Here is a 22,696-nt window from a genome sequence, read left to right as displayed (position 1 = left end):
GGCGGGCCGGCCGGGAGCGGCGCGCCCGCGTCGTGTTGTCCGTCGCCATCACGTGCCCTTCCGTCGGAGACATCGGGAGCCGCCCGCGCGGAGACCCTGGAGCGTGTTGGCGCAAACATACCAGCCGGTCCAACTCCGTCGGATCGTGTCGGAATCCTTGACAGCCCCTCCCGCCCCTCCCAAACTCTCCTCCGAAGCGCGATGTTTACGCGAACACGATCCGGTGACACCTTCCCGTAACGGGAGATCACCTTCCGTCGGCGATGCCGGAACTTCCCGGCCGTCGTCCCCGGCCGGGCACGCGATCCCTGAGCGTGCCGCCTCGGCAGTCGCGGACACCCCCACCCGAGGGGCACGCCCCGCCTGCCCGACCGCCGCGCGGGGCCTTCCCGGGCCCCCTCCCCTCCCCGCCCCCACCCCAGACCGCGAGGTACGCGATCATGCGACGTACGTCCTCGAGAACGGCCACCGTGCTCACCGCACTCTGCGCCGTCCTCCTGTCCCTGCTGGGCGCCGCCGGCACGGCCCATGCCGCAGCCGTCACCGTCACCAATGCCACCCAGTTCACCGACCCGGCGGGCAACCCCGTCCACGCCCACGGCGGCGGGGTCCTCAAGGTGGGCTCGTACTACTACTGGTTCGGCGAGGACCGCAACGCCGACAACAGCTTCCGGTACGTCTCCGCCTACCGCTCCACGGACCTGAAGACGTGGGAGTTCCGCAACCACGTCCTCACCCAGGAGACCGACCCCGAACTCGCGGGCGCGAACATCGAGCGGCCCAAGGTCGTCCACAACGCCTCGACCGGCCAGTTCGTGATGTGGATGCACAAGGAGGGCAGCGCCACCGACTACTCCGAGGCCCGCGCCGCGGTCGCGGTCTCCTCGACCGTCGACGGCGACTACTCCTGGCGCGGCAGCTTCCGCCCGCTGGGCCACATGTCCCGGGACATCACGACGTTCGTCGACACCGACGGCACCGGCTACATGATCTCCGCGGCGAACGAGAACGCGGACCTGCACGTCTACCGGCTGACCCCGGACTACACCGCCGTCGACGCCCAGGTGCAGAAGCTGTGGTCCGGGCAGTGGCGGGAGGCACCCGCGATGTTCAAGCGCAACGGCGTCTACTTCCTGCTCACCTCCGGCGCCACGGGCTGGTCCCCCAACCAGCAGAAGTACGCCACCGCCACCAGCATCACCGGCACCTGGACGGGCCTCCAGGACGTCGGCGACTGGAACACCTACGGCTCCCAGACCGCGTACGTCCTCCCGGTCCAGGGCACGTCCGGCACCTCGTACCTCTACATGGGCGACCGCTGGGGCAACTCGATGGGCGGCATGGTCCAGGACTCCCAGTACGTCTGGCTCCCGCTGAAGTTCCCCACCGACACCACCATGACCATGGACTACTTCCCGCAGGTCGCCGTCGACACCGCCGCCGGCACGGTGCAGGGCCTCGGCACGTGGGAGACCCTGACCGCCTCGCACAGCGGCAAGTGCGCCGACGTCGCCGACCGGTCCACCGCCGACGGCGCCGCCCTCATCCAGTGGAGCTGCTCCCGCGGAGTCAACCAGCAGTTCTGGCTGAAGCCCGCCGGCAACGGCCGGGTGCAGATCGTGAGCCGCTACAGCGGAAAGTGCCTCGCCCCCAGGGACGCGTCGAAGGCCGACGGCGCCGCGATCGTCCAGTACGCGTGCGACGGCACGACCGCGCAGCAGTGGACGGTGAAGGCCTCCGGCGGCGCCGTGCAGCTGTCCGCCGCGCAGAGCGGCAAGTGCCTGGACGTCACCAACACCTCCACGAACGACGGCACGCCGCTCATCCAGTGGAGCTGCAACAACGGCGCCAACCAGAAGTGGCTCCGCGCGACCGTCTGACCTTCCCCCGACCGCGGCGGGCCGTACCTCGGCCCGCCGCACCGCTCCGCCCCTCCGGTGATCCGGGAGCCGGGATCCACGACCGCGGATCTTGGACCTCGGCCCCGGGACCTCGGACCTCGGCCCCGGGATCCAGGCCCCGCTCCGGCCCCGGCCCCCGGATCCAGGCCCCGCTCCGGCCCCGGATCCCGGCCCCCGGTTCCACGACGCACTCAAGGAGACCGACCGACCATGCCCCCCACCCGTGTACGCCCCCCGAACCGCATGCGCGGCAGCGCCGCGCTCCTGGGCGCCGCCGCCGTGGCCGCGCTCCTCGCGACCGGCCTCACGCCCATGGCCTCCGCGGCGGCGGAGAGTGCCGAACAGGCCGTGACCGTCCGCCCCGATCCCAGCTACCAGCAGCAGCCGTTCGAGGGCTGGGGGACGGCGCTCGCCTGGTTCGCCAACGTGACCGGAGGCTGGCCGGACGCCCAGCGCAACGCGCTCGCGGACGCCCTCTACGGCGCGGACGGCCTCGGTTTCACCATCGCCCGCTACAACATCGGCGGCGGCGACAGCCCCGAGACCACCCCCTACATGCGGGCCGGTGCCGCCGTCCCCGGCTGGTGGAACCGTCCCGGGTCCGAGTCCCCCGACTGGTGGGACCCGAACAACCCCACCCACTGGAATCCGGACGCCGACGCCAACCAACGCTGGTGGCTCACCGCCGCCAAGGCGCGCGGCGCCGACACGTTCGAGGCCTTCTCCAACTCCGCGCCCTACTTCATGACCCGCAGCGGTCTGGTCTCGGGCAACTGGAACGCCGGGGAGGACAACCTCCGCTCCGACCAGTACGACCGGTTCGCCGCGTACCTCTCGGGCGCCATGGAGCGCGCGCAGGACGCCACCGGCGTCACCTTCGACACCCTTTCCCCCGTCAACGAACCCAACACCAGCTACTGGGGCGCGGGCGGCCGGCAGGAAGGCTCCCACTGGGACCCCGCCTCGCAGGCCCGCATGGTCACCACCATGCGGGCCCGGCTGAACGCCGACGGCGTCGGCACGCGCGTCGCCGGCATGGACGAGACCAACCCGAACACCTTCCGCACCAACTGGGACGCCTACGACCCGGCGACCAAGGCCGCGCTCGGCCGGCTCAACACCCACACGTACAGCACCGGCGGCCGCACCGGTGTCCGCGACATCGCCAAGGGCACCGCCACCCCGCTGTGGATGTCCGAGGTGGACCTCGGCGGCAGCGTCGGGCAGAGCTTCACCGACATGAGCCCCGCCCTCGACCTCACCCAGCGCGTGAACGAGGACTTCCGCGAACTGGAGCCCCGCGCCTGGGTCCTGTGGCAGGCGGTCGAGGACTACGAGAACATGACCCCGGGGCGCGAGAACTCCAACTGGGGCCTCATCCAGACCGACTTCACCCCGGCCGACGCCACCACCGAGCCCCTCCGCAAGAACAAGAAGTACTGGGCGATGGCGAACTACACCAAGTTCGTCCGCCCGGGCGCCCGCGTCATCAACACCGACAACGCCGACACCTTCGCCGCCCTGCGGCCGGCCGGGCAGGGCGCGGTCGTCGTCCACACCAACCCCACCGGCGCGTCCCAGCGGCTCACCCTGAACCTCGGCGGATTCCAGTCCGTGGGCACGGGGGCCGTCGAGCGCTACACCACCGACGGCACCAAGAACCTCCAGCGCGAGAGCGACCTCGCCCCCGCCGGGAAGACGCTCACCGCCACCGTCGGTCCCGGCTCCGTCACCACCTTCGTCCTGCCCGGTGCGACGGGCGTGAACAACGCCGACACCACGGCCCCCACCGGCGCCGCGCGGCAGCTGCTCAACGACCACAGCGGCAAGGCCCTGGCCGTCGCCACCACCAACGGCCGGACCACGCTGGTCCAGCGCACCTCCAGCCCCGGCACCACGGCGCAGCAGTGGAAGTTCACCAAGCTCGACGCGGCCGACTGGGGCAACACCGCGGCCTACCGCGTCACGAGCGTCGCCAACGGCAAGGCGCTCGCGGCCCAGGGCGACGCCCTCGCCCTGGTGACCCCGGGCACCTCCGCCGAGCAGAAGTGGCTGCTGTCCACCACCGGGGACGGGCACCACACGCTCGTCAACGCCGCAGCCGGCAAGCTCCTGGACGTCAGCGGCGAGTCCACCGCCGACGGCGCGCCCGTCGCGGTCTACCGCCCGACGACCGGCTCCAACCAGTCCTGGACCTTCCGCTCCGCGGCGGCCGACACCTGGACGCCCCTGCGCCTGCGCCACAGCGGCAAGTGCCTCGACGTGAGCGGCGCCTCCAGCGCCGACGGCGCCCAGGTCCTCCAGTACACCTGCGGCGGCGCGACCAACCAGCAGTGGTCCCTGCGCCCGGCGGACGGCGGCTACGTCAGTGTCGTCGCCCGGCACAGCGGCAAGTGCCTCGACGTCACCAACGAGTCGACCGCCGACGGCGCGGTCGTCTTCCAGTACGGCTGCAACGGCGGCGCCAACCAGCAGTGGTCGGTCCACCGGTCGTCCGACGGGTACCTCACCCTGCTCGCCCGGCACAGCGGCAAGTGCCTCACCGTGAACGGCGCCTCCACGGCGAACGGCGCCGTGGCGGTCCAGTACGCCTGCGGCACCACCGCCGACCAGCAGTTCGGCACCTCCTGACGGCCCGGCCGGTCCGGACGGCGGCCCGCCTTCCGGACCGGCCCCCGGCACGTCCCGCGCCCCGGGCGGCGGGCACCGCCCCTCACACGGAGGTATGTATCCTGTTCGAATCTGATGAATTCGGTGGGCTTCGCGCCGGCCGGGTCCCCCACGGGACGGACGACACGGAGGCGGAGGACCCGGTGCTGGCGCTGCAGCGGCGAGCGGTGATCCTCGACCTCCTGCGCCGTGACGGCGCCGTGCGGGTGACCCAGCTCGTCGAGCGGCTCGGTGTCTCGGACATGACCGTCCGGCGGGACCTGGAAGCGCTGGCCCGGACCGGCACGCTGGAGAAGGTGCACGGCGGGGCCGTCGCCACCTCCTCCTCCACCACCGGAGAGGAACCCGGCTTCGAGGCCAAGGCCGGTCTGGAGTCGACGGCCAAGGCCGCGGTGGCCGGGGCGGCGGCCGCCCTCGTGAAGCCGGGCAGCGTCGTGGCCGTCTCCGGAGGCACGACCGCCTTCGCGGTGGCCTCCCGGCTCCGGTACGTCCCCGGGCTCACCGTCGTCACCAACTCGCTGCCCGTCGCCGAACTCCTGCGCGGTTTCGCCGACGAGCCGGACGCGGGCGCCCCGGCCGTACTCCTCACCGGTGGCGCCCCGACGAGGTCGGCCGCCCTGGTGGGGCCGCTGGCCGACCAGACCATCCGCTCGCTCCGGGTGGACCTCCTGATCATGGGGGCCCACGGGGTGTCCGAGCGCGCGGGCGTCACCTCACCGAACCTCGCCGAGGCGCAGACCAACCGGGCCCTGATCGAGTCCGCGGCGCGCCTGGCCGTGGTCGCGGACCACAGCAAGTGGGGCGTGGTGGGCCTCAGCCGCTTCGCCGCGCTCTCCGAGATCGACTACTTCGTCGCGGACGACGCCCTCGGCGAGGACGCCCGCGCGGTGCTGACCCGCGAGACGGGCCGCCTGATCCTGGCCGGCGCGGCGGACGAAGCCTGATCCGGACGCGACCGGGTCCCGAACGCTCAGCCGCGCACACGGAGCCGGGACCCCTGCCGTCCGCGGACTCCGGCGCGGCCCCGTGAGCCCGGCAAGGGCTCACGGGGCGGGGCGCAGCACGTGGAAGCCGGCCGGGTGCCGCGTGCTCGACGCGGGCGAACTGCGCCACCAGACGCGGGAGTTCTCCTCGTCGATCCGGGCGACGTAGACACGGCTTCCGTCGAGGAGGAGCACCGGAGCGCCCTCGTACACCCAGGGCGGCCTGGGCGCGGGGGTGCGTCGTCGGGGCGCGGGGCGGGGAGACGGCGGGGGAGGGGGCAGAGGTGTCGAGCGGGTCGCTCTCCCGGTGCCGCCTCCGGGTGTCGCTTTCGGCCGGGGGCGCGACGGGGTCTCCCGCGTCGCCTTGCCGGGCGTCCCGCGGCGGGGGCGATCCGCGCGGGCGGGTCTCTTCGAGGACCCGGTCTCGGGCCCGCCGACGAAGCCGCGCAGCTTGGCGTGGGCCCCGGCCTCGATCTGGCGAATCCTCTCCCGGCTGAGGCCGAGGTCCCTGCCGATCTCCTCCAGCGTCGCCTCCGTCTCCCCGAAGACGCCCGCGCGGCGACGGACGACGAGGGCCTCCCGCTCCGTCAGGCGGGCGAGCAGGCCGGCGAGCCGTGCGGCGTCCAGCCGGGCGAACACGTCCTCCACCACCGAGGGAACGGGCCGGCGGGCGCCGATCAGCTCGCCGAGGTTCGCCCCGTCCCCGACCTCCCGGTCGAGCGAGTCGGTGACCCGGCTGATCCGGTGGACCTCGTCCACCTGACGCACCGACAGGCCGGTGGCGACGGCGACGTCCGCGGCCCCGCGCGGCCGGCCGGCGTGCCGCAGCGCGCGCTCGGCGCGGGCGACCTTCCGCATCCTCTCGTGCAGGTACATGGGGATCCGGATGGCGGTGCTCTCTTCGGCGACGGCCCGGTTCATGCTCTGCCGGACCCAGATCCAGGCGTAGGTGGAGAACCGGAAGCCCTTCGAGGGGTCGAACTTCCGCGCGGCCCGCATCACCCCGAGCATGCCGTGCTGGACGAGGTCCTCGTCTTCCAGGCCCCGGCCGGTGAAGCCCTTGAGGCAGGCGCGGGAGAGCCCCTGGTTGTGCAGGACGAGGCAGTCGTAGGCCCGCCGGCGGAGGTCGTCGCGGGGCAGGGCGGCGATCTCCTCGGCCGACGGCTCGACGCCCATGCGGGCGGTGCCGCCGCGCAGGAGGACGCTCAGCCCGACCTCCGCGGCCGCTCCGAGGAGCCGCGCGTCCGGCCGGGCGGAGTTCCGGTCCTCGTCCAGGACCCGCCGCGCCACCGCCAGGGATCGCGCGAGGTCGGGCGGTACGGGGGGAGGCGGGGGCGGTGTGGACGCCGGGGCGGATCCGGACCGGGACGGCGCCGCGACGGGGCGGGGTGCGCGCCGGGCGGGCCCCGCGGTCTCGGGCGGGCGGGTCTCGCGGGCCGCGCCGGGCGCCTCGACCTCGATGCCCGCTTCCCGTAGCAGGCGGTCGAACCGGGTCCGTTCCGAGGGGGTCAGGCCCGTCAGCCGGACCACCCCGGACCGGGCGCGTTCCGTGACCCGGCGTCCTTCCACGTACCGGCCCAGGAGGGCGAGCGCGGTGCCGAGGCGCGGGGGCACGGGCGGGGTTCCGGCCGTTCGGAGGTCCGGGCGGCGCGGTGCGGGGCGGAGGTCCACGGTCGTCGCCTTCCCCGACGCTACAGGTACCGGATGGGCGGGGGGCTCTGGTCCACCGGCGGTTCGACCCGTTCCCGCTCGGGGTCCTCGGTCGTCTCGGGGGCGGGTTCCGGTGCGGGCAGGTCCTGGAAGGGGAGCCAGGTGCGGTGCTCGGTGTCGGTCTCGCAGCACTCGTCGTGGCGGACGGCGACCTTGAAGTCGCCCGGCCCCACCGACGCGGGGAGGACGGCGTCGACGCGGCAGCTCATGATCAGGGATCCGCCCGAGGGGAAGGCGGTGCCGTCACCGTCGTTCCGGAGCGTCTCGCAGCCCGAGTAGAACGGCCCGGCGGTCAGCTCGCACAGGCCGACGTCGTCCAGCGGCAGGCAGTCGGGGAACTTCGAGGGCTTCACGAAGAAGGTGAAGCCGTAGTTGTGCCCGACCCAGAGGCTGTTCGGCGAGGGGATCTCGGGGCGGCGGTCGTCGGTGGCGGTCATGCGCACGGTGAACGTGGCGTGGACCTCGCCGGGCTTGTCGTACGGCTCGCCCTCGCGGCCGCCGACGTCCGTGGCGAAGCCCGTCCACGCGTACCCGTACCGCCAGTCGTCGACGGTGACCGGCGTGAGGTCCGGCAGCCGGGGTTCCGGGGTCGGAGTCGCCGGGTCGGGCGTCGCGTCGGGCGTCGGGTCGGCGGGGGAGGGGGCCGGCGCGGGAGGCTTCCCGGCCGCCGTCGCCGACGGCTTCGGGTCCTCCACGGGCCGCTCCGTGCCCGGTGCGGCGCACGCGGTGGCGGTGACGACGAGGGCGAAGGCGGAGGTGAGGCGGTGGCGCACGGTGGTCCCCCTGTGTGGGCTTGCTGTGGAGGAAGCGTAACGAGTCGGAGGAGGACGTGACACGTGAAAGCGCCCAACCGGCCCGCGCTCGGCCGCGGTTGGGGTCGGAGACCTCGTACTCGCGTGAACGTGCGCGTTCCACGGGGGAGTTCGAGAGAGACCGTGTGCGGGATGGAGACGATGCGGAGGGCTTTTTAAGAAACCTTGTTGAATAACCCCGTACCCCCGGTTCGTACTTGATTTGCTCCTGCCAAGCCGCACAGGGTTCTCTCGAACGTTTGACGCCCCACACGTCAACACGAGGAGAGATCCCCTTTCATGGCAACTCACAAGCGACCCCACGGTCTTCGCAACGCGGCCATAGCCACAGGTACGGCCGTCGCGGCCGCCGGCGCACTGTTCGCCGGCGGCCTCGCCGGGGCGGCGGCCCCGGCCGAAGGGACCGTGCACGGCCTCGGCGCCCCGGGCGCCGTCGCCGGCAGCTTCGTCGTCATCCTCGACGCGTCCGCGAACAAGGCGGAGCTCGCGAAGAAGTACGGCGGCACCCTCCAGCGCTCCTACGGCTCCGAGGTCAACGGCTTCTCCGCGTCCGGCCTGAGCGTCGACGAGGCCAAGCGCCTCGCCGCCGACCCCGCCGTCGGGACGGTCGTGCAGAACAAGCGCTTCACCATCAGCGAGACGCAGGAGAAGCCCCCGTCCTGGGGCCTGGACCGGATCGACCAGGCCGAGACGGCAGCCGACGAGAAGTACACCTACCCCGACGCCGGCGGCGAGGGCGTGACCGCGTACGTCATCGACACCGGCGTCCGGATCTCGCACCAGGACTTCGGCGGCCGGGCGAGCCACGGCTTCGACGCCGTCGACAACGACGACACCGCCGACGACGGCAACGGCCACGGCACCCACGTCGCCGGCACCGTCGCGGGCACCGCCCACGGCGTCGCCAAGAAGGCCAAGATCGTGGCCGTCCGGGTCCTCGACGACAACGGCTCCGGCACCACCGAGCAGGTCGTGGCCGGCATCGACTGGGTCACCCAGCACCACTCGGGCCCCTCCGTCGCGAACATGAGCCTCGGCGGCGGCGCCGACGAGGCCCTCGACGCGGCCGTCAAGCGCGCCGTCGACTCCGGCGTGACCTTCGCCGTCGCGGCCGGCAACGAGACCTCCGACGCCGGACAGGGCTCGCCCTCCCGGGTGCCCGAGGCGCTCACCGTGGCGTCCAGCACCAAGGACGACGAGCAGTCGGATTTCTCGAACTTCGGCTCCGTGATCGATCTCTACGCCCCCGGCTCGGAGATCACCTCGGCCTGGAACGACAGCGACACCGGCGTCAAGACCATCTCGGGCACCTCGATGGCCAGCCCGCACGTCGCCGGCGCCGCCGCCCTGTACCTGGCGGGCCACCCGTCGGCGACGCCCGCCGACGTCGCCGCCGCGCTCACCGGCGGGGCCACCGAGGGCGCCATCAAGAACCCGTCCTCCGGGACGCCGAACAAGCTCCTCAACGTGACGGAGTAAGCGCGGCGGGTAGCCGGGCGACACCGGGGTGGCCTTCCGAGGTGGGGAAGGCCACCCCTTCCCGCGCCCCGGCCCGTCCCCCGGTCCCCGTACCGGATACTGCTGCGATGCCGCAGACGCCGCCCGCCGTGCAGCCCGAACCCATCACCGCCGACCCGCCGCACCGCACGGACCGCACCCTGCTCACCCAGTCCTGGCTCGACCTGGCCTTCCTCCACTGGGCCGCGGACCCCGCCGCCGTCGCCCCGCTGCTGCCGGCCGGCACGGTCCCCGACACCTTCGACGGCGTCACGTACGTGGGGCTCGTCGCGTTCCGCATGCACCGGGTCGGCTGGTTCCGGCTGCCCGGGCTGCCCTACCTCGGGACCTTCCCCGAGACGAACGTCCGGCTCTACTCCGTCGACGGCCACGGCCGCCGCGGCGTCGTCTTCCGCTCCCTCGACGCCTCCCGGCTGCTGCCCGTCGCCGTCGGCCGGTGGGCCTTCCGGCTCCCCTACGTCTGGTCGCGGATGAGCGTCCGGAGCGACGGCGCCGTCGTCACGTACCGCAGCGACCGCCGCTGGCCCGGGCCGCGCGGCGCCCGCAGCGCGCTCCGCGTGGAGGTCGGCGAACCCGTCGCGGAGCCCACGGACCTGGAGCACTTCCTGACCGCCCGCTGGGGCATGCACAGCTCCTTCGCCGGACGGCCTCTCTACCTCCCGAACACCCACCCCCGCTGGCCGCTGCACCGTGCCCGGCTCCTCGCGTGCGACGAGACCCTGCTCACCGCCGCCGGCCTCGACGCGCCCCTCGGACCGCCCGCGAGCGTGCTCTACTCGCCCGGGGTCCCCGTCCGGTTCGGCGCCGCGGCGCGCCCGCCCGCGCGGGCCGTACCCCGGCAGCGGCGGGGCGGGTCCTGAGGCTCGGGAGGTCCCCTCCGCGCGTTGGGTCTAGTGTCGAGGGATAGGCCGAAGGTGCGCTCGCGCCCCCGCGGTCGTGCGGATCGCGGGGGCGGGTCGAGGGCGCGCGAAAGGAGCCTCCCATGACCCGTACATTGCGAGGCGCGATAGCGGTGGCCTCGACCGTGGCCCTGTCGATGGGCGTGGTGGCGACCGCGACCGGTACGTCGCCCGGTCAGGCGAAGCAGGAGATCAAGATCGGACTGCTGCTGCCCGAGAGCAAGACCACGCGGTACGAGAAGTTCGACCGTCCGTACATCGAGCAGAAGATCAAGGAACTCGCCCCCGACGCGCAGATCGACTACTACAACGCGGCGGAGAGCGCGACCACCCAGCAGCAGCAGGTCAACACCGCCCTCGCCAAGGGCGACCAGGTGCTCATCCTCGACGCCGTGGACGCCAAGTCGATCCAGTCCTCCGTCGAGAAGGCGAACAAGGCCGGGGTCAAGATCGTGGCCTACGACCGCCTCGCCCAGGGCCCCGTCGACGCCTACGTCTCGTACGACAACCGCAAGGTCGGCGAGCTCCAGGGCAGGGCGCTGCTCGACGCGCTCGGCGACAAGGCGGAGAGCGGCGAGATCGTCATGCACAACGGCTCGCCCACCGACCCGAACGCCGCCGAGTTCAAGGCGGGCGCGCACAGCGTCCTCGACGGCAAGGTGAAGATCGGCAAGGAGTACGACACCCCCAACTGGGACCCGAACAACGCCAACCAGCAGATGTCCGGCGCCATCAGCGCGCTCGGCAAGGACAAGATCGTCGGGGTCTACTCGGCCAACGACGGACTGGCCGCCGGCATCGCGACCGCCCTCAAGGCCGCCGGCATGAACGTGCCGCTGACCGGCCAGGACGCCCAGCTCGACGCGATCCAGCGGATCCTGCTCGGCACCCAGACCATCACGGTCGAGAAGCCGTACAAGCCGGAGGCCGACATCGCCGCGACCATGGCCGTCGACCTCGCCGAGGGCAAGCAGCTGCCCGACGACCTGACCCCCGTCACCGTCACCAGCGGCAGCGGCCAGAAGGTCCCGGCCACGCTGCTGACCCCGGTCGTGGTGGACAAGGACAACATCAAGGACACGGTCGTCAAGGACGGGCTGTACACGGTCGACGAGATCTGCACACCGGCCTACGCCGACGCCTGCAAGGAAGCCGGACTGGAGTGACGCGCCCCCTGACGCACGCTCCCTGACGCGTGCCGCCCGACGCGCGCTCCGTGCGACGCGCCGGGTGGTGCGCGCTCCCGCCGAGGAGGCGGTGGTCGAAGGTGACGCAAGCACCTGTGCTCAGCCTGCGGGGGGTGTCCAAGAGGTTCGGCGCGGTCCAGGCCCTGTCGGACTTCGACCTGGAGGTCCGCGCCGGTGAGGTGGTCGCCCTGGTCGGCGACAACGGCGCCGGCAAGTCGACGGCCGTCAAGGCGATCGCGGGGGTCAACCCGCCCGACGGAGGCGTCATCGAGTGGCAGGGCCGCCCGGTCACCATCCACCGGCCGCACGACGCCCAGAGCCTCGGCATCGCCACCGTCTACCAGGACCTTGCGCTCTGCGACAACCTCGACGTGGTCGGCAACCTCTTCCTCGGCCGGGAACTGCGCCGCTTCGGCGTGCTCGACGAGGTCCGCATGGAGCAGCGCTCCCGGGAGCTGCTGGACACGCTCTCCATCCGGATCCCGTCGGTGCGGATCCCGGTCGCGTCGCTCTCCGGCGGCCAGCGGCAGACCGTGGCGATCGCCCGCTCGCTCATCGGCGACCCCAGGATCGTCATCCTGGACGAGCCGACCGCGGCGCTGGGCGTGGAGCAGACCGCCGAGGTCCTCGACCTCGTCGAACGGCTCCGTGAGCGCGGCCTCGGCACCATCCTGATCAGCCACAACATGGTCGACGTGATGGCGGTCGCCGACCGGATCGCGGTGTTGCGCCTCGGCCGCAACAACGGCCTCTTCGAGAAGCGCTCCACCACCACCGAGGAGATCATCTCCGCCATCACCGGAGCCAGCGACAGCGCCGTCACCCGGCGCCAGGCCCGCAAACGCGAGGAGCGGGAAGCACGCGGGGAGGGATCGCCGTGAAGCGCGCCGGAGACGACCGCCGCCCGTCCGAGCCCGGCGACGCGGCCGCCCAGCAGACGGCCCCCGAGGCGATGCCCGCCGTCGACAGCCGGCTGATCGTCCGCGAGGAGGGCTTCCGCGGTTACGTGGGCGAGTTCCGCCGCAAGCTGCGCAGCGGCGAACTCGGCTCCCTGCCCGTCGTCATCGCCGTGATCATCATCTGGACGGTCTTCGGCAGCCTGGACAGCGCCTTCCTGTCCGCGCAGAACCTGTCCGACCTCAGCCAGCAGATCGTCGGCACCGGCATGATCGCCGTCGGCATCGTCTTCGTCCTCCTGCTCGGCGAGATCGACCTCTCCGTCGGCTCCGTCAGCGGACTGTGCGCGGCGATCTTCGCCGTGCTGAACGTCATCAACGGCATGAACGAGTGGCTGGCGCTGCTCGTCGCCCTCGCCGGGGGAGCGGCGGTCGGGCTCATCCACGGCTTCTTCTTCGCCAAGGTGGGCGTGCCCGCCTTCGTCGTCACGCTCGCGGGCAACCTCGCCTGGAACGGGCTGATGCTCCAGGTGCTCGGCACCAGCGGCACGGTCAACATCCCCGGCGACAGCATCGTCGCCGAGCTGTACTCCACGATCTTCGAGAGCCCCGCCGCGGCCTATGTGACCGCGGCGGTGGGCGTCGGGCTCTTCCTGCTCGCCTCGCTGCTCGACGCCCGGCGCCGGCAGGCCGCGCGGGTGCCGTCCCGCCCGCTCGCCGAGATCGTGCTGCGGACCGTCGTCATCGCGGCGATCGCCTTCGCCTCCGCGTACATCCTGAACCAGTACCAGGGCCTCCCGCTGGCGCTGCTGATCTTCCTGGTCCTGCTGGTGGTCCTCGACTTCGTGCTCCGCCGCACGCGCTACGGCCGCCAGATCTTCGCCGTCGGCGGCAACATCGAGGGCGCGCGACGGGCCGGCATCAGCGTGCCGTTCGTCCGCATGAGCGTCTTCACGATCGCCGGCACCATGGCGGCCGTCGGCGGCCTCTTCCTCGCCGGCCAGATCCAGTCCGCCAGCCAGACCTCCGGCGGCGGCAACCTCCTCATGAACGTGATCGCCGCCGCCGTCATCGGCGGGACGAGCCTGTTCGGCGGACGCGGCTCGGTCTGGTCCGCGCTGCTCGGCGCGCTCGTCATCGGCTCCATCCAGTCCGGCATGAACATCATGGGCGTCAGCAACGCCGTCCAGTTCATGATCACCGGTTCGGTCCTGCTCGCCGCGGTCGTCGTCGACTCCCTCTCCCGCCGCAGCCAGAAGGCCGCCGGCCGCGCCTGAGGCTCCGGCCCACTCGGGTCCCGCCGCACCACCCCGGAGCGGCGGGACCCTCACGCGTCCGCCGAGCGGCAGATCCCGCGCCTGTGCCCGTGCCCCGTGCCCGGTGCCTCCGGGTCTCGTGCCCGGTGCCCCGGCGCCTCCCGCCCCTGGCCCCCGCCTCGTAGCCCACGCACCCGCCGCCTGTCCCTCCGTAACCTTCCGGGGTCCGCTGCCCCCGCCTCCGTTGCTACGTTCCCCACCGCCTGACCGCGTGGCCCGCTCCGAGGGGTCCGTGCGGTCCGGAGCGGTGCGGCGGGGCTGTCCGTCGTGCCCGGCCCTTCCTCACGCCCCGACCAGGAGGACCCGTTGAGCGCGCAGCACCGCCCCTCCCGCAGGAACATCCTCAAGTCCGCAGGCGGCCTGACGGCCGCGATGGCCCTGGGCGGCGCGGGTGTCGTCGCCGCCGCCTCGCCGGCCGCCGCCGTGGGCGACGGCTTCGGGCTGCGCATCGTGGAGCGCGGCGAGGCCGACCACCGCATGTGGTACTACCGCTTCGCCACCAGCGCGATCGGCTGGAACCCGGCCGTCAACGTGCTCCTCCCCGACGACTACCACTGGAGCGGTCGCCGCTATCCGGTGCTCTACCTGCTCCACGGCGGCGAGCAGGACTTCATCACCTTCGACCGCGAGGGCATCCGCGCCTGGACGGCGGGCAAGCCGCTCATCGTCGTCATGCCCGACGGCGGCCGGACCGGCTGGTACTCCAACCCCGTCAGCTCCAACGTCGGCCCGCGCAACTGGGAGCACTTCCACATCGCGCAGCTGATCCCGTGGATCGACGCGAACTTCCGCACCTACGCCGAGTACGACGGCCGTGCCGTGTCCGGCTTCTCCATGGGCGGCTTCGGCGCGCTCAAGTACGCCGCGAAGTACTACGGTCACTTCGCCTCCGTCAGCGCCCACTCCGGCCCGGCCAGCCTGCGCCGCGACAACGGCATGGTGGTCCACTGGGCCAACGCCACCTCCGCGGCCCTCGAACTGGGCGGCGGCACGGTCTACGGCGCGCCCTTCTGGGACGAGGCCCGGGTGAACGCCGACAACCCGGTCCAGCGGATCGAGAGCTACCGCAACAAGCGCGTCTTCCTGGTCGCCGGTACGAGCCCGGACCCGGTCAACTGGTTCGACTCCGCCAACGAGGGCCATGTCCTGTGGGGACAGCGGGAGTTCCGCTCTCTCCTCGGGAACGCGGGCATCCCGCACGAGTGGCACGAGCCGCCGGGCGGCCACTTCATCCGCCACGACATGATGCAGCGCGACATCGACGGCATCATCGGCAGGCTCCGCAAGGCGTGACGCCCACCCGCCCGACCGGCACCACGACATGATCAAGAGGAGGAGTGGCTCGTGGCCCTCGGACTTTCCCGCCGCGCGCTGACCCGGGTCCTCGCGGCGACCGCCGCCCTGGTGTCCGCGCTCACCGTGACGGCGCCGGCTTCGGCCAGGCCCGTCGCCGTCACGGCGGCCTGCCCGTCCGCGGGCTTCGTGAGCCAGCCGTACCACTCGGGCCACAACGGCGTCGACATCGCCGCCGACTACGGCACGCCGATCCACGCCGTGGCCGACGGAGAGGTCACCATCTCCGGTTACGAGAGCGGCTACGGCCAGTGGATCCGCATCCAGCACCCGGACGGCACGATCTCCGAGTACGGGCACATGTACCAGCGGGACGTGGCGGAGGGGGAGCACGTCGTGGCCGGTCAGCGGATCGCCCTGATGGGTTCCGAGGGTGATTCGTCCGGCCCCCATCTGCACCTGCGGATCTGGGGCGATCCCTCCACCTCGTACGGCGTCGACCCCGAGGTCTACCTCGCGGAGCGGGGCGTGACCCTGCCGTGCGTCCCGGGCAGCGTCCCGCAGCCCCGGCCGCCGGTCCACCCGGTGGAGTCGGGCCGGGTGGTGTCGGCCCGTTCGGCGGACGGGCGCCTCGAGGTGTTCGCGGCCGGAGCCGACGGCGTGCACCACGCCTGGCAGACGGAACGCAACGGAGCCTGGTCGCCCTGGGAGTTCCTCGGCGGCCCGGGCGGCGGTGAACTGGCGATCGCCCCGAACGAGGACGGCCGCCTGGAGCTCTTCGCACTGAACGGGAGCACCTTCCAGCACCGTTACCAGCTGTCCCCGTCGGGGGCCTGGTCGGGCTGGGAGGCGTTCGGTGGGGGCGGCAGAGACACGGCGGCGGGGGTGAACGCCGACGGGCGGATCGAGGTGTTCGCGTCGGGTCCGGTGGGTCTGTTCCACAGGTATCAGACGGCGCCGAACGGCGGTTGGTCCGATTGGGAGCCCACTGGGGGCGGTCCGGCCGACAGTCGGGTGGAGATGGAGAAGTCGCGGGACGGCCGGCTGGAGGTCTTCGCGTTGAACGGGAGTACCTTCCAGCATCTGTACCAGACGGCGCCGAACGGTGGTTGGTCGCAGTGGGACGGTTTCGGTGGGGGTGGTCGTGATCTGACGGTCGACCACAACGCCGACGGCCGTCTGGAGGTCTTCGCTTCCGGTCCGGTCGGTGTCTTCCACAAGTACCAGACGAGTGCGACGAGTTGGTCGGAGTGGGAGCCGGCCGGCGGGCCCGCCGACTCCCAGCTGAGCAGCGAGCGGACGGCCGACGGCCGCGTCGAGGTGTTCGCCATCAACGGCGGGACGGCGGCGCACATGTGGCAGACGGCGGTCAACGCCCCCTACGGCGCCTGGGAGACCTTCGGGACGGGCGGGACGGAGGTGGCGGCGGCCAGTAACGCCGACGGGCGCATCGAGGTCTTCGGCGCCAACCCCACCGGCACCTTCCACAAGTGGCAGACGGGGTTCGCGACCTGGTCCGAGTGGGGCTGGGTCAACGGCACCGCCGGCCCCGCCCTCGACTGACCGCACCCTCTGCGGACCGCACCCTCTACGGACTGCACCCTCTACGGACTGCACCCTCTACGGACTGCACCCTCTACGGACTGCACCCTCTGCGGACCGCACCCTCTACGGACCGCGCCCTCGCCCGGTCGGCCTCTCGACCGGCCGACCGCCCCGCCCCCGAACGACCCGTCCTGGCAGCCCGAGGAGGCAGCAGGTGACCAGCGTTCCCCCGTCCGCGCCGAGCGGTACGCCCACCGACGCGAGGCCCCGGGCCCGGCTCCGTGCCCCGCGCCGGCTCGCCGTCCCGCTCGTGACGTCGCTGCTCGTCGCGGGCGGCGTGCTCGCCGGTGCCTCGCCCGCGTACGCCGCCCCCAGCGACCTCTGCGCCCAGGTCGGCTACCAGGCCGGCTTCCGGGGCGACGCGCTGGTGACCGCGATCGCCGTGGCCCTCGCGGAGTCCAGCTGCAACCCGTCCGCGTCCAACGTGCAGAACAACTCGCCCGCCTCCACCGACCGGGGCCTGTGGCAGATCAACGACTACTGGCACGCCGAGGTCGGCGACGCCTGCGCGTACGACGCCCAGTGCAACGCGAACGCGGCCTTCGACATCTCCTCCGGCGGGACCGACTGGCAGCCCTGGTCCACCTACAACCAGGGGCTGCACCGGCGGCACCTGGACGAGGCACGGGCAGCCGCCGACCGGCTCGGACATCCGGGTGAGCCGGGGCCCGCTCCGCTCGTGTACCCCGCCGAGTCGGGCCGGGTGGTGTCGGCCCGTTCGGCGGACGGGCGTCTGGAGGTGTTCGCGGCCGGAGCGGACGGCGTGCACCACGCCTGGCAGACCGAGGTGAACGGCGCCTGGTCGGCCTGGGAGCCCCTCGGCGGCCCGGCGGGCGCGGAGCTGGCGATCGCGCCCAACGCGGACGGTCGCCTGGAGATGTTCGCGATCAACGGGAGCACCTTCCAGCACCGTTACCAGCTCTCCCCGTCGGGGGCCTGGTCGAACTGGGAGACGTTCGGCGGGGGCGGCAAGGACACGGCGGCGGGGGTGAACGCCGACGGGCGGATCGAGGTGTTCGCGTCGGGTCCGGTCGGGCTGTTCCACAAGTACCAGACGTCCCCGAACGGCGGTTGGTCGGACTGGGAGCCCACCGGGGGCGGTCCGGCCGACAGCCGGGTGGAGATGGAGAAGTCGCGGGACGGCCGGCTGGAGGTCTTCGCACTGAACGGCAGTACCTTCCAGCACCTGTACCAGACGGCGCCGAACGGTGGTTGGTCGCAGTGGGACGGGTTCGGCGGTGGCGGTCGTGATCTGACGGTCGACCACAACGCCGACGGCCGTCTGGAGGTCTTCGCCTCCGGTCCGGTCGGTGTCTTCCACAAGTACCAGACGAGTGCGACGAGTTGGTCGGAGTGGGAGCCGACCGGCGGGCCCGCCGACTCCCAGCTGAGCAGCGAGCGCAGCCCCGACGGCCGCGTCGAGGTGTTCGCCATCAACGGCGGGACGGCGGCGCACATGTGGCAGACGGCGGTCAACGCCCCCTACAGCCCGTGGGAGACCTTCGGGACGGGCGGTACGGAGGTGGCGGCGGCCGCCAACGCCGACGGGCGCATCGAGGTCTTCGGCGCGAACCCGACCGGCACCTTCCACCGGTGGCAGACCGGCTTCTCCACCTGGTCCGACTGGGGCTGGCTCAAGGACTCCCCGGGCCCGGGCCTCGACTGACCGACGCGGGCCGACCGCCGCCATCGCCCGACCGCCACCCCCTCACTCGCCCTCCTGGAGACGCCCCCATGCGACCGATCAGCAGACGGAACCTCCTGCGGGGCGCCGTCGCGGGCGCGGGGGCGGTCCCGCTCCTCGGCGCGGGCCCCGCCGCGCTCGCGGCCGCCGGTTCCGTCGCGCCCGCGCGGTGGATCGGCGCCGGTCCCTTCACGCACGTGTACGACCCGTCCACCGCCACGAGGGCGCGCTACCTCAACGACCACACCCTCATCAAGGCGCGCGACCGCTGGCACCTGTTCAGCATCGTCGGGGACAGCGCGCCGCGCGGCGAGTCCCCCGACAGCGCCGCCGAGACGTCCTTCGCCCACGCGTCCGCGCCCACCCTGCACGGCCCGTGGACCACGCACGCCGACGCGCTCACCGTCGACCCCGCCTACCACGGCGAGGAGCACCTGTGGGCGCCGCACGTCATCGAGGCCGGCGGCCGCTTCTGGATGTTCTACGCGGCGGGCGGCGCGAGCGGCACCGGCGGCGCGGCGATCAACCTCGCCACCTCCACCGACCTGTCCACCTGGACCCGCGAGCCCTCGGGCCCGTTGTTCCGGGGCCTCGCCGCCCGCGACCCGATGGTGCTGAGGGTCGGGGCCGAGTGGGTCATGTACTACACCGAGCTGTCGGGTCCGGGCGGTCACCACGTCGTGGCGTACCGGCGCTCCGCCGACCTCGTGCACTGGAGCGCGCCGGGCACCGCCTTCACCGACGCGAGCACGGAGGCCACCGTCTCGGTGACCGAGTCGCCGTACGTCGTCGAACGGGACGGCTGGTACTACCTGTTCGTCGGGCCGAGGGGCGGCTACGAGGGGACCGACGTCCTGGCCTCGCGCGACCCCTTCCGCTTCGACCTCGCGGGCTACGCGGGGCACGTGGCCGGGCACGCCGTCGAGGTGGTCGCCGACGGGGACTCCTGGTACGCGACGGCCGCCGGCTGGTTCCGGCAGGGCCTGTACGTGGCGTCCCTGGAGTGGCGTGACACGCCGCCGTCCTGGCAGAGCCCGGACAATCCGGTGGCCGGGCTCGACGTCGACGGGCGGCTCACCGTCCTCGCGCTCGACGCCGCCGACCGCTCGATGCTGAAGCGCGTGCAGCTCGACCCGGCCGCCGGCGTCTGGTCGGAGTGGGAGCCGTTCGGCGGCCCGGCGGGCGCGGTGCCGACCCTCGGCCGCAACGCGAACGGCCGCCTGGAGGTGTTCTCGCTCGCCCCGGGCGGCGCGAACCTGCACCACCGGGTCCAGCGGCCGGACGGCGGCTGGCACGACTGGGAGGAGTTCGGCGGCCCGGCAGGCGCGGCCCCCGCCGTCGCCCGGGACGCCGCCGGCCGCCTGGAGGTGTTCTCGCTCGCGCCCGGCGGGGCCTCCTTCGCGCGGCGCCGCCAGTGGTCGCCGGGGTCGCTCGCCTGGGATCCGTGGGAGCCGGGCTTCGGCGGGGCGGCGGGTGCGCCGCCGGTGGTGGCGGCCAACGCCGACGGTCGCCTGGAGGTGTTCGCGCTGAGCCCCGGCGGGGCCGGCGTCCGGCATCGCTGGCAGGAGTCGCCGGGCGGGGCGTGGACCGCCGGGTGGCACCCGTTCGGCACGGCGGCCGGCGGGCCGCCGCGCGTGGCGCGGGACGGCGGCGGGCGGCTGACCGTCGCCGCCGCCGGGCCGTCCGGGATGGGTGCCTTCGCCCGGCGGCAGTCCGTGCCGAGCGGCGGCTGGGACGACTGGCTGCCGCTGTTCGGCTGGAGCGCCACCGCCCCCGTGCTCGTCGCCAACGCCGACGGCCGCCTCGAAGCGGTCTCCCTCGCGCCGGGCGGCGCCCGTCTCGTCCACCGCTGGCAGCTCACCCCGGGCGGGGCGTGGGACCCGGGGCGGGAGTTCGGCGAACCGGGCCTCCGGCTCGCCGCCACCCCAGCCGCCGTCGCCGACGCCACCGGACGGATCCACGTCCTCGCCGTGACCACCGAAGGGCGGGTGCGCGTCCGGGTCCAGGCGCGGCCGAGCGGCGACTGGCTCCCGTGGGGCGACTTCGGCGACCGCCTCGTGGCCCCGGTCGTGTCCGGCGCGCCCGCGCCCTGAGGGAGGGCCGCCGAACGGATCGCGCCACGCGAGGAGGGACGCCGGGGGTCGGTCCGGGCCCCGGAGCGCGCTCCGGGCAGTGACCTTGCCCACCTTGCGGGCGGGGTGGAGCATCGCCGACCCCCGTCCAGATAACTGGAAATGTGTTCTAAAAAGCTCTTCCTGATGATCCGTCAGGGTGTCCCCCGTCACAATGCGGCCTGTGCCCCCGCGCACCGCCGGGAGGCGTCGCCGACGTGGCCGAAGGGTGCCGGTGCACGACTCGTACGGGTGGGTAGGGTTCCGCTCGTCCGGGAACCGGGACGTGCGGATCGGGGGAGCGATGAGCGGCGTGGTCGTGCATCTGCCGGGGGGCAGCGGAGGCGCGGACGGCGACGAAGGGCGGGCCGACGCGGTGACGTTGCGGCTCGGGCCCGGCGAGGTCGCGCGCTTCGGGCGCGGCTCTCCGGGCACCCCCGTCGAGCTGCGGCTCGCCGACGCGGCGATCTCCCGGCTGGCCGGGGAGATCCGCGTGACCGACGACCACTGGCAGCTGACGAACCACAGCAGCACCCACAGCTACCTGGTGGAGAACCCGGAGGGAGCGGGCGAGTACCTCCGGGTCCCGCCCCGCCGGCTCGGCGCCCCCGTGCCCTTCGAGTTCGCCCGGGTGGTCCTGCCCACGCGCGGCGAACACCCGGTCACCTTCCAGGTGTTCGCGCCCGACCACCTGTACCTCGACCCCGAGGCCATGGGCGTCCCCTGGGGGAGCAGCACGGTCACCGCGTACTCCCTGGACGAGACCGCCACCTACTTCCTCGTCCTCGTCGCGCTCTGCGAGCCGAGGCTGCGCGACCAGTCGCGGGTCGCGGTCCCGACCACGCCCAGCATCGTCGAGAGGCTGCGGACGCACCCGGGCTGCGCCGGGCTCACGGCGCGGGCCGTCAGCTCGCACATCGACTACCTCGCGGAGGAGAAGCTGCGGATCGCGGCACCCGGCGGCGCCGATCCGGGCAAGGGCGACCGCCGCAACGGCAAGCGGGAGGAGATCGTCGGCCTCGCGCTGCGCTTCGGCCTCGTCCGGGAGGACCACCTCGCCCTCCTCCCGCCCGTGACGGGCGCGGGCGGACGCGAGGGGCAGGCCGCGCGGTGACGCCGCTGGAGGACCGGCGCGCCGCGGCCGACCGGGACGAGGGCCCGGAACTCCTCCCGCCCGGCCACCGGGTGGGCGCGTGGGAGGTCGTCGAACCGATCGGAGCGGGCGGCTGGTCCACCGTGTACGCCGCCCGCCCCGCCGTGCCCGCGACGGCCGGCCCCGCCCGGGTCGCCCTCAAGGTCATGCCGACCGCCGGCCTCGCGCCCCGCCAGCTCCACCGGCTCGTGGAGTCCGCGCGGCGCGAGGCCGCGCTCGGCCGCCGCGCCGGACACCCCCGGCTGATCGCGCTCCTGGACACCTTCACCCTCACCGCCCCGGACCGGCCCTCCCTCGACGGCGCGCTCGTCCTGGTCATGGAGCGCGCCACGGGCAGCCTCCGCGACCTCCTCGACGCGGCCGGCCGCGGGCACCGCCACGACGGGACGCCCGACGACGGGGCCCACCCCCGTGAGGCCGACCGTGACGCCGACCGCGAGGACCACCGCGCCCGCCTCGCCGAGGGCATCTGCGAAGGGCTCGCCCACCTCCACCGCTCGGGCTGGGTCCACGCCGACCTCAAGCCGGAGAACGTCCTCCTCGCCGAGGACGGCTCCGTGAAGCTCTCCGACTTCGGTCTCGCCACCGAACTGACCGGCACCCACGGCCACATGCCTCCGATGGGCACCCTCGACTACCTGCCCCCCGAGCGCTGGCGGGCGCCACTGGGCGAGCGCGGCGTCCAGGTGCGGACGACCGCCGACATCTGGGCCCTCGGCATCGTCCTCCACGAACTCCTCGGCTCCGGCGTCCCGCCGTTCCCCGGTGCCACCCCCGGCGCCCGGGGCGCGGCCGTGCAGGAGTACGCGGCCGGCCGTGCGCCGCTCCGCCTGGACCCGGCGGTGCCGCCGTTCTGGCGGGAGCTCGTCGCCGACTGCCTCTCGGGCACCCACGCGGCGAGCGCCCCGGCCACCGCCGAGGCCCTGCTCGCCCGGATCGCCACCGTCACCGGAGCCCG

General features: G+C 73.5%; 16 protein-coding genes. 14 read left to right on the top strand and 2 right to left on the bottom strand.

Features of this window, described 5'->3' with window-relative positions:
• Window positions 1-440 precede the first annotated feature (440 nt).
• The 3 genes from IE321_RS03120 to IE321_RS03110 all read left to right on the top strand — a co-directional run bounded on the left by IE321_RS03120 (window position 441) and on the right by IE321_RS03110 (window position 5,515).
• Window positions 441-1,880 carry an RICIN domain-containing protein gene (locus IE321_RS03120; protein WP_190221641.1) on the top strand — a complete coding sequence of 480 codons (1,440 nt, stop codon included), beginning with the start codon at window positions 441-443 and terminating at the stop codon, window positions 1,878-1,880.
• Window positions 1,881-2,111: 231 nt separating this feature from the next.
• Complete coding sequence (locus tag IE321_RS03115; RefSeq protein ID WP_190221640.1) at window positions 2,112-4,532, top strand: RICIN domain-containing protein; 2,421 nt, start codon at window positions 2,112-2,114, stop codon at window positions 4,530-4,532.
• Between the two features lie 182 nt (window positions 4,533-4,714).
• Window positions 4,715-5,515: a DeoR/GlpR family DNA-binding transcription regulator gene (locus IE321_RS03110; RefSeq protein ID WP_190221639.1), complete on the top strand. Its 801-nt coding sequence runs from the start codon at window positions 4,715-4,717 to the stop codon at window positions 5,513-5,515.
• Between the two features lie 99 nt (window positions 5,516-5,614).
• On the opposite strand, the gene IE321_RS03105 is transcribed toward IE321_RS03110, so the two are convergent.
• Both IE321_RS03105 and IE321_RS03100 read right to left on the bottom strand, forming a co-directional pair.
• Window positions 5,615-7,168, bottom strand: a complete 1,554-nt coding sequence (locus IE321_RS03105; protein WP_190221638.1) for a sigma-70 family RNA polymerase sigma factor — start codon at window positions 7,166-7,168, stop codon at window positions 5,615-5,617.
• Between the two features lie 77 nt (window positions 7,169-7,245).
• Complete coding sequence (locus IE321_RS03100; protein WP_190221637.1) at window positions 7,246-8,037, bottom strand: hypothetical protein; 792 nt, start codon at window positions 8,035-8,037, stop codon at window positions 7,246-7,248.
• A 318-nt stretch (window positions 8,038-8,355) separates the two neighbouring features.
• On the opposite strand from IE321_RS03100, the gene IE321_RS03095 reads away from it, so the two are divergent.
• The 11 genes from IE321_RS03095 to IE321_RS03045 all read left to right on the top strand — a co-directional run.
• Window positions 8,356-9,555, top strand: a complete 1,200-nt coding sequence (locus tag IE321_RS03095) for a S8 family peptidase (protein ID WP_190221636.1) — start codon at window positions 8,356-8,358, stop codon at window positions 9,553-9,555.
• A gap of 107 nt (window positions 9,556-9,662) precedes the next feature.
• Window positions 9,663-10,454 (top strand): YqjF family protein, encoded by a 792-nt coding sequence (locus IE321_RS03090; RefSeq protein WP_043220040.1) that lies wholly within the window; start codon window positions 9,663-9,665, stop codon window positions 10,452-10,454.
• A 122-nt stretch (window positions 10,455-10,576) separates the two neighbouring features.
• Complete coding sequence (locus tag IE321_RS03085; protein WP_190221635.1) at window positions 10,577-11,659, top strand: substrate-binding domain-containing protein; 1,083 nt, start codon at window positions 10,577-10,579, stop codon at window positions 11,657-11,659.
• 101 nt (window positions 11,660-11,760) lie between these two features.
• A complete protein-coding gene (locus IE321_RS03080) occupies window positions 11,761-12,561 on the top strand; it encodes an ATP-binding cassette domain-containing protein (RefSeq protein ID WP_043220043.1) in 801 nt (266 codons plus the stop codon).
• Window positions 12,562-12,632: 71 nt separating this feature from the next.
• Window positions 12,633-13,853 carry a sugar ABC transporter permease gene (locus IE321_RS03075; RefSeq protein WP_226653061.1) on the top strand — a complete coding sequence of 407 codons (1,221 nt, stop codon included), beginning with the start codon at window positions 12,633-12,635 and terminating at the stop codon, window positions 13,851-13,853.
• Window positions 13,854-14,264: 411 nt separating this feature from the next.
• The gene (locus IE321_RS03070) at window positions 14,265-15,185 is read left to right on the top strand and encodes an alpha/beta hydrolase (protein ID WP_190221723.1); all 921 of its coding nucleotides are present in this window, start codon (window positions 14,265-14,267) and stop codon (window positions 15,183-15,185) included.
• 51 nt (window positions 15,186-15,236) lie between these two features.
• Window positions 15,237-16,748, top strand: a complete 1,512-nt coding sequence (locus IE321_RS03065) for a DUF8189 domain-containing protein (RefSeq protein ID WP_190221633.1) — start codon at window positions 15,237-15,239, stop codon at window positions 16,746-16,748.
• A 196-nt stretch (window positions 16,749-16,944) separates the two neighbouring features.
• Window positions 16,945-18,456: a DUF8189 domain-containing protein gene (locus IE321_RS03060; protein ID WP_226653045.1), complete on the top strand. Its 1,512-nt coding sequence runs from the start codon at window positions 16,945-16,947 to the stop codon at window positions 18,454-18,456.
• Window positions 18,457-18,524: 68 nt separating this feature from the next.
• Window positions 18,525-20,567 (top strand): DUF8189 domain-containing protein, encoded by a 2,043-nt coding sequence (locus IE321_RS03055; RefSeq protein ID WP_190221632.1) that lies wholly within the window; start codon window positions 18,525-18,527, stop codon window positions 20,565-20,567.
• A gap of 322 nt (window positions 20,568-20,889) precedes the next feature.
• Window positions 20,890-21,699, top strand: a complete 810-nt coding sequence (locus IE321_RS03050; protein WP_190221631.1) for an FHA domain-containing protein — start codon at window positions 20,890-20,892, stop codon at window positions 21,697-21,699.
• On the top strand, window positions 21,696-22,696 hold a 1,001-nt coding region (locus tag IE321_RS03045; RefSeq protein ID WP_373316601.1), incomplete at its 3' end, for a serine/threonine-protein kinase. The genes IE321_RS03050 and IE321_RS03045, both read left to right, overlap by 4 nt.

Origin of the sequence: Streptomyces hydrogenans, assembly GCF_014656075.1 — a bacterium.
GTDB lineage: Bacteria > Actinomycetota > Actinomycetes > Streptomycetales > Streptomycetaceae > Streptomyces > Streptomyces hydrogenans.
Note: the sequence above shows the minus strand (reverse complement) of the source record. Positions and strands in the feature narration are given on the sequence as shown.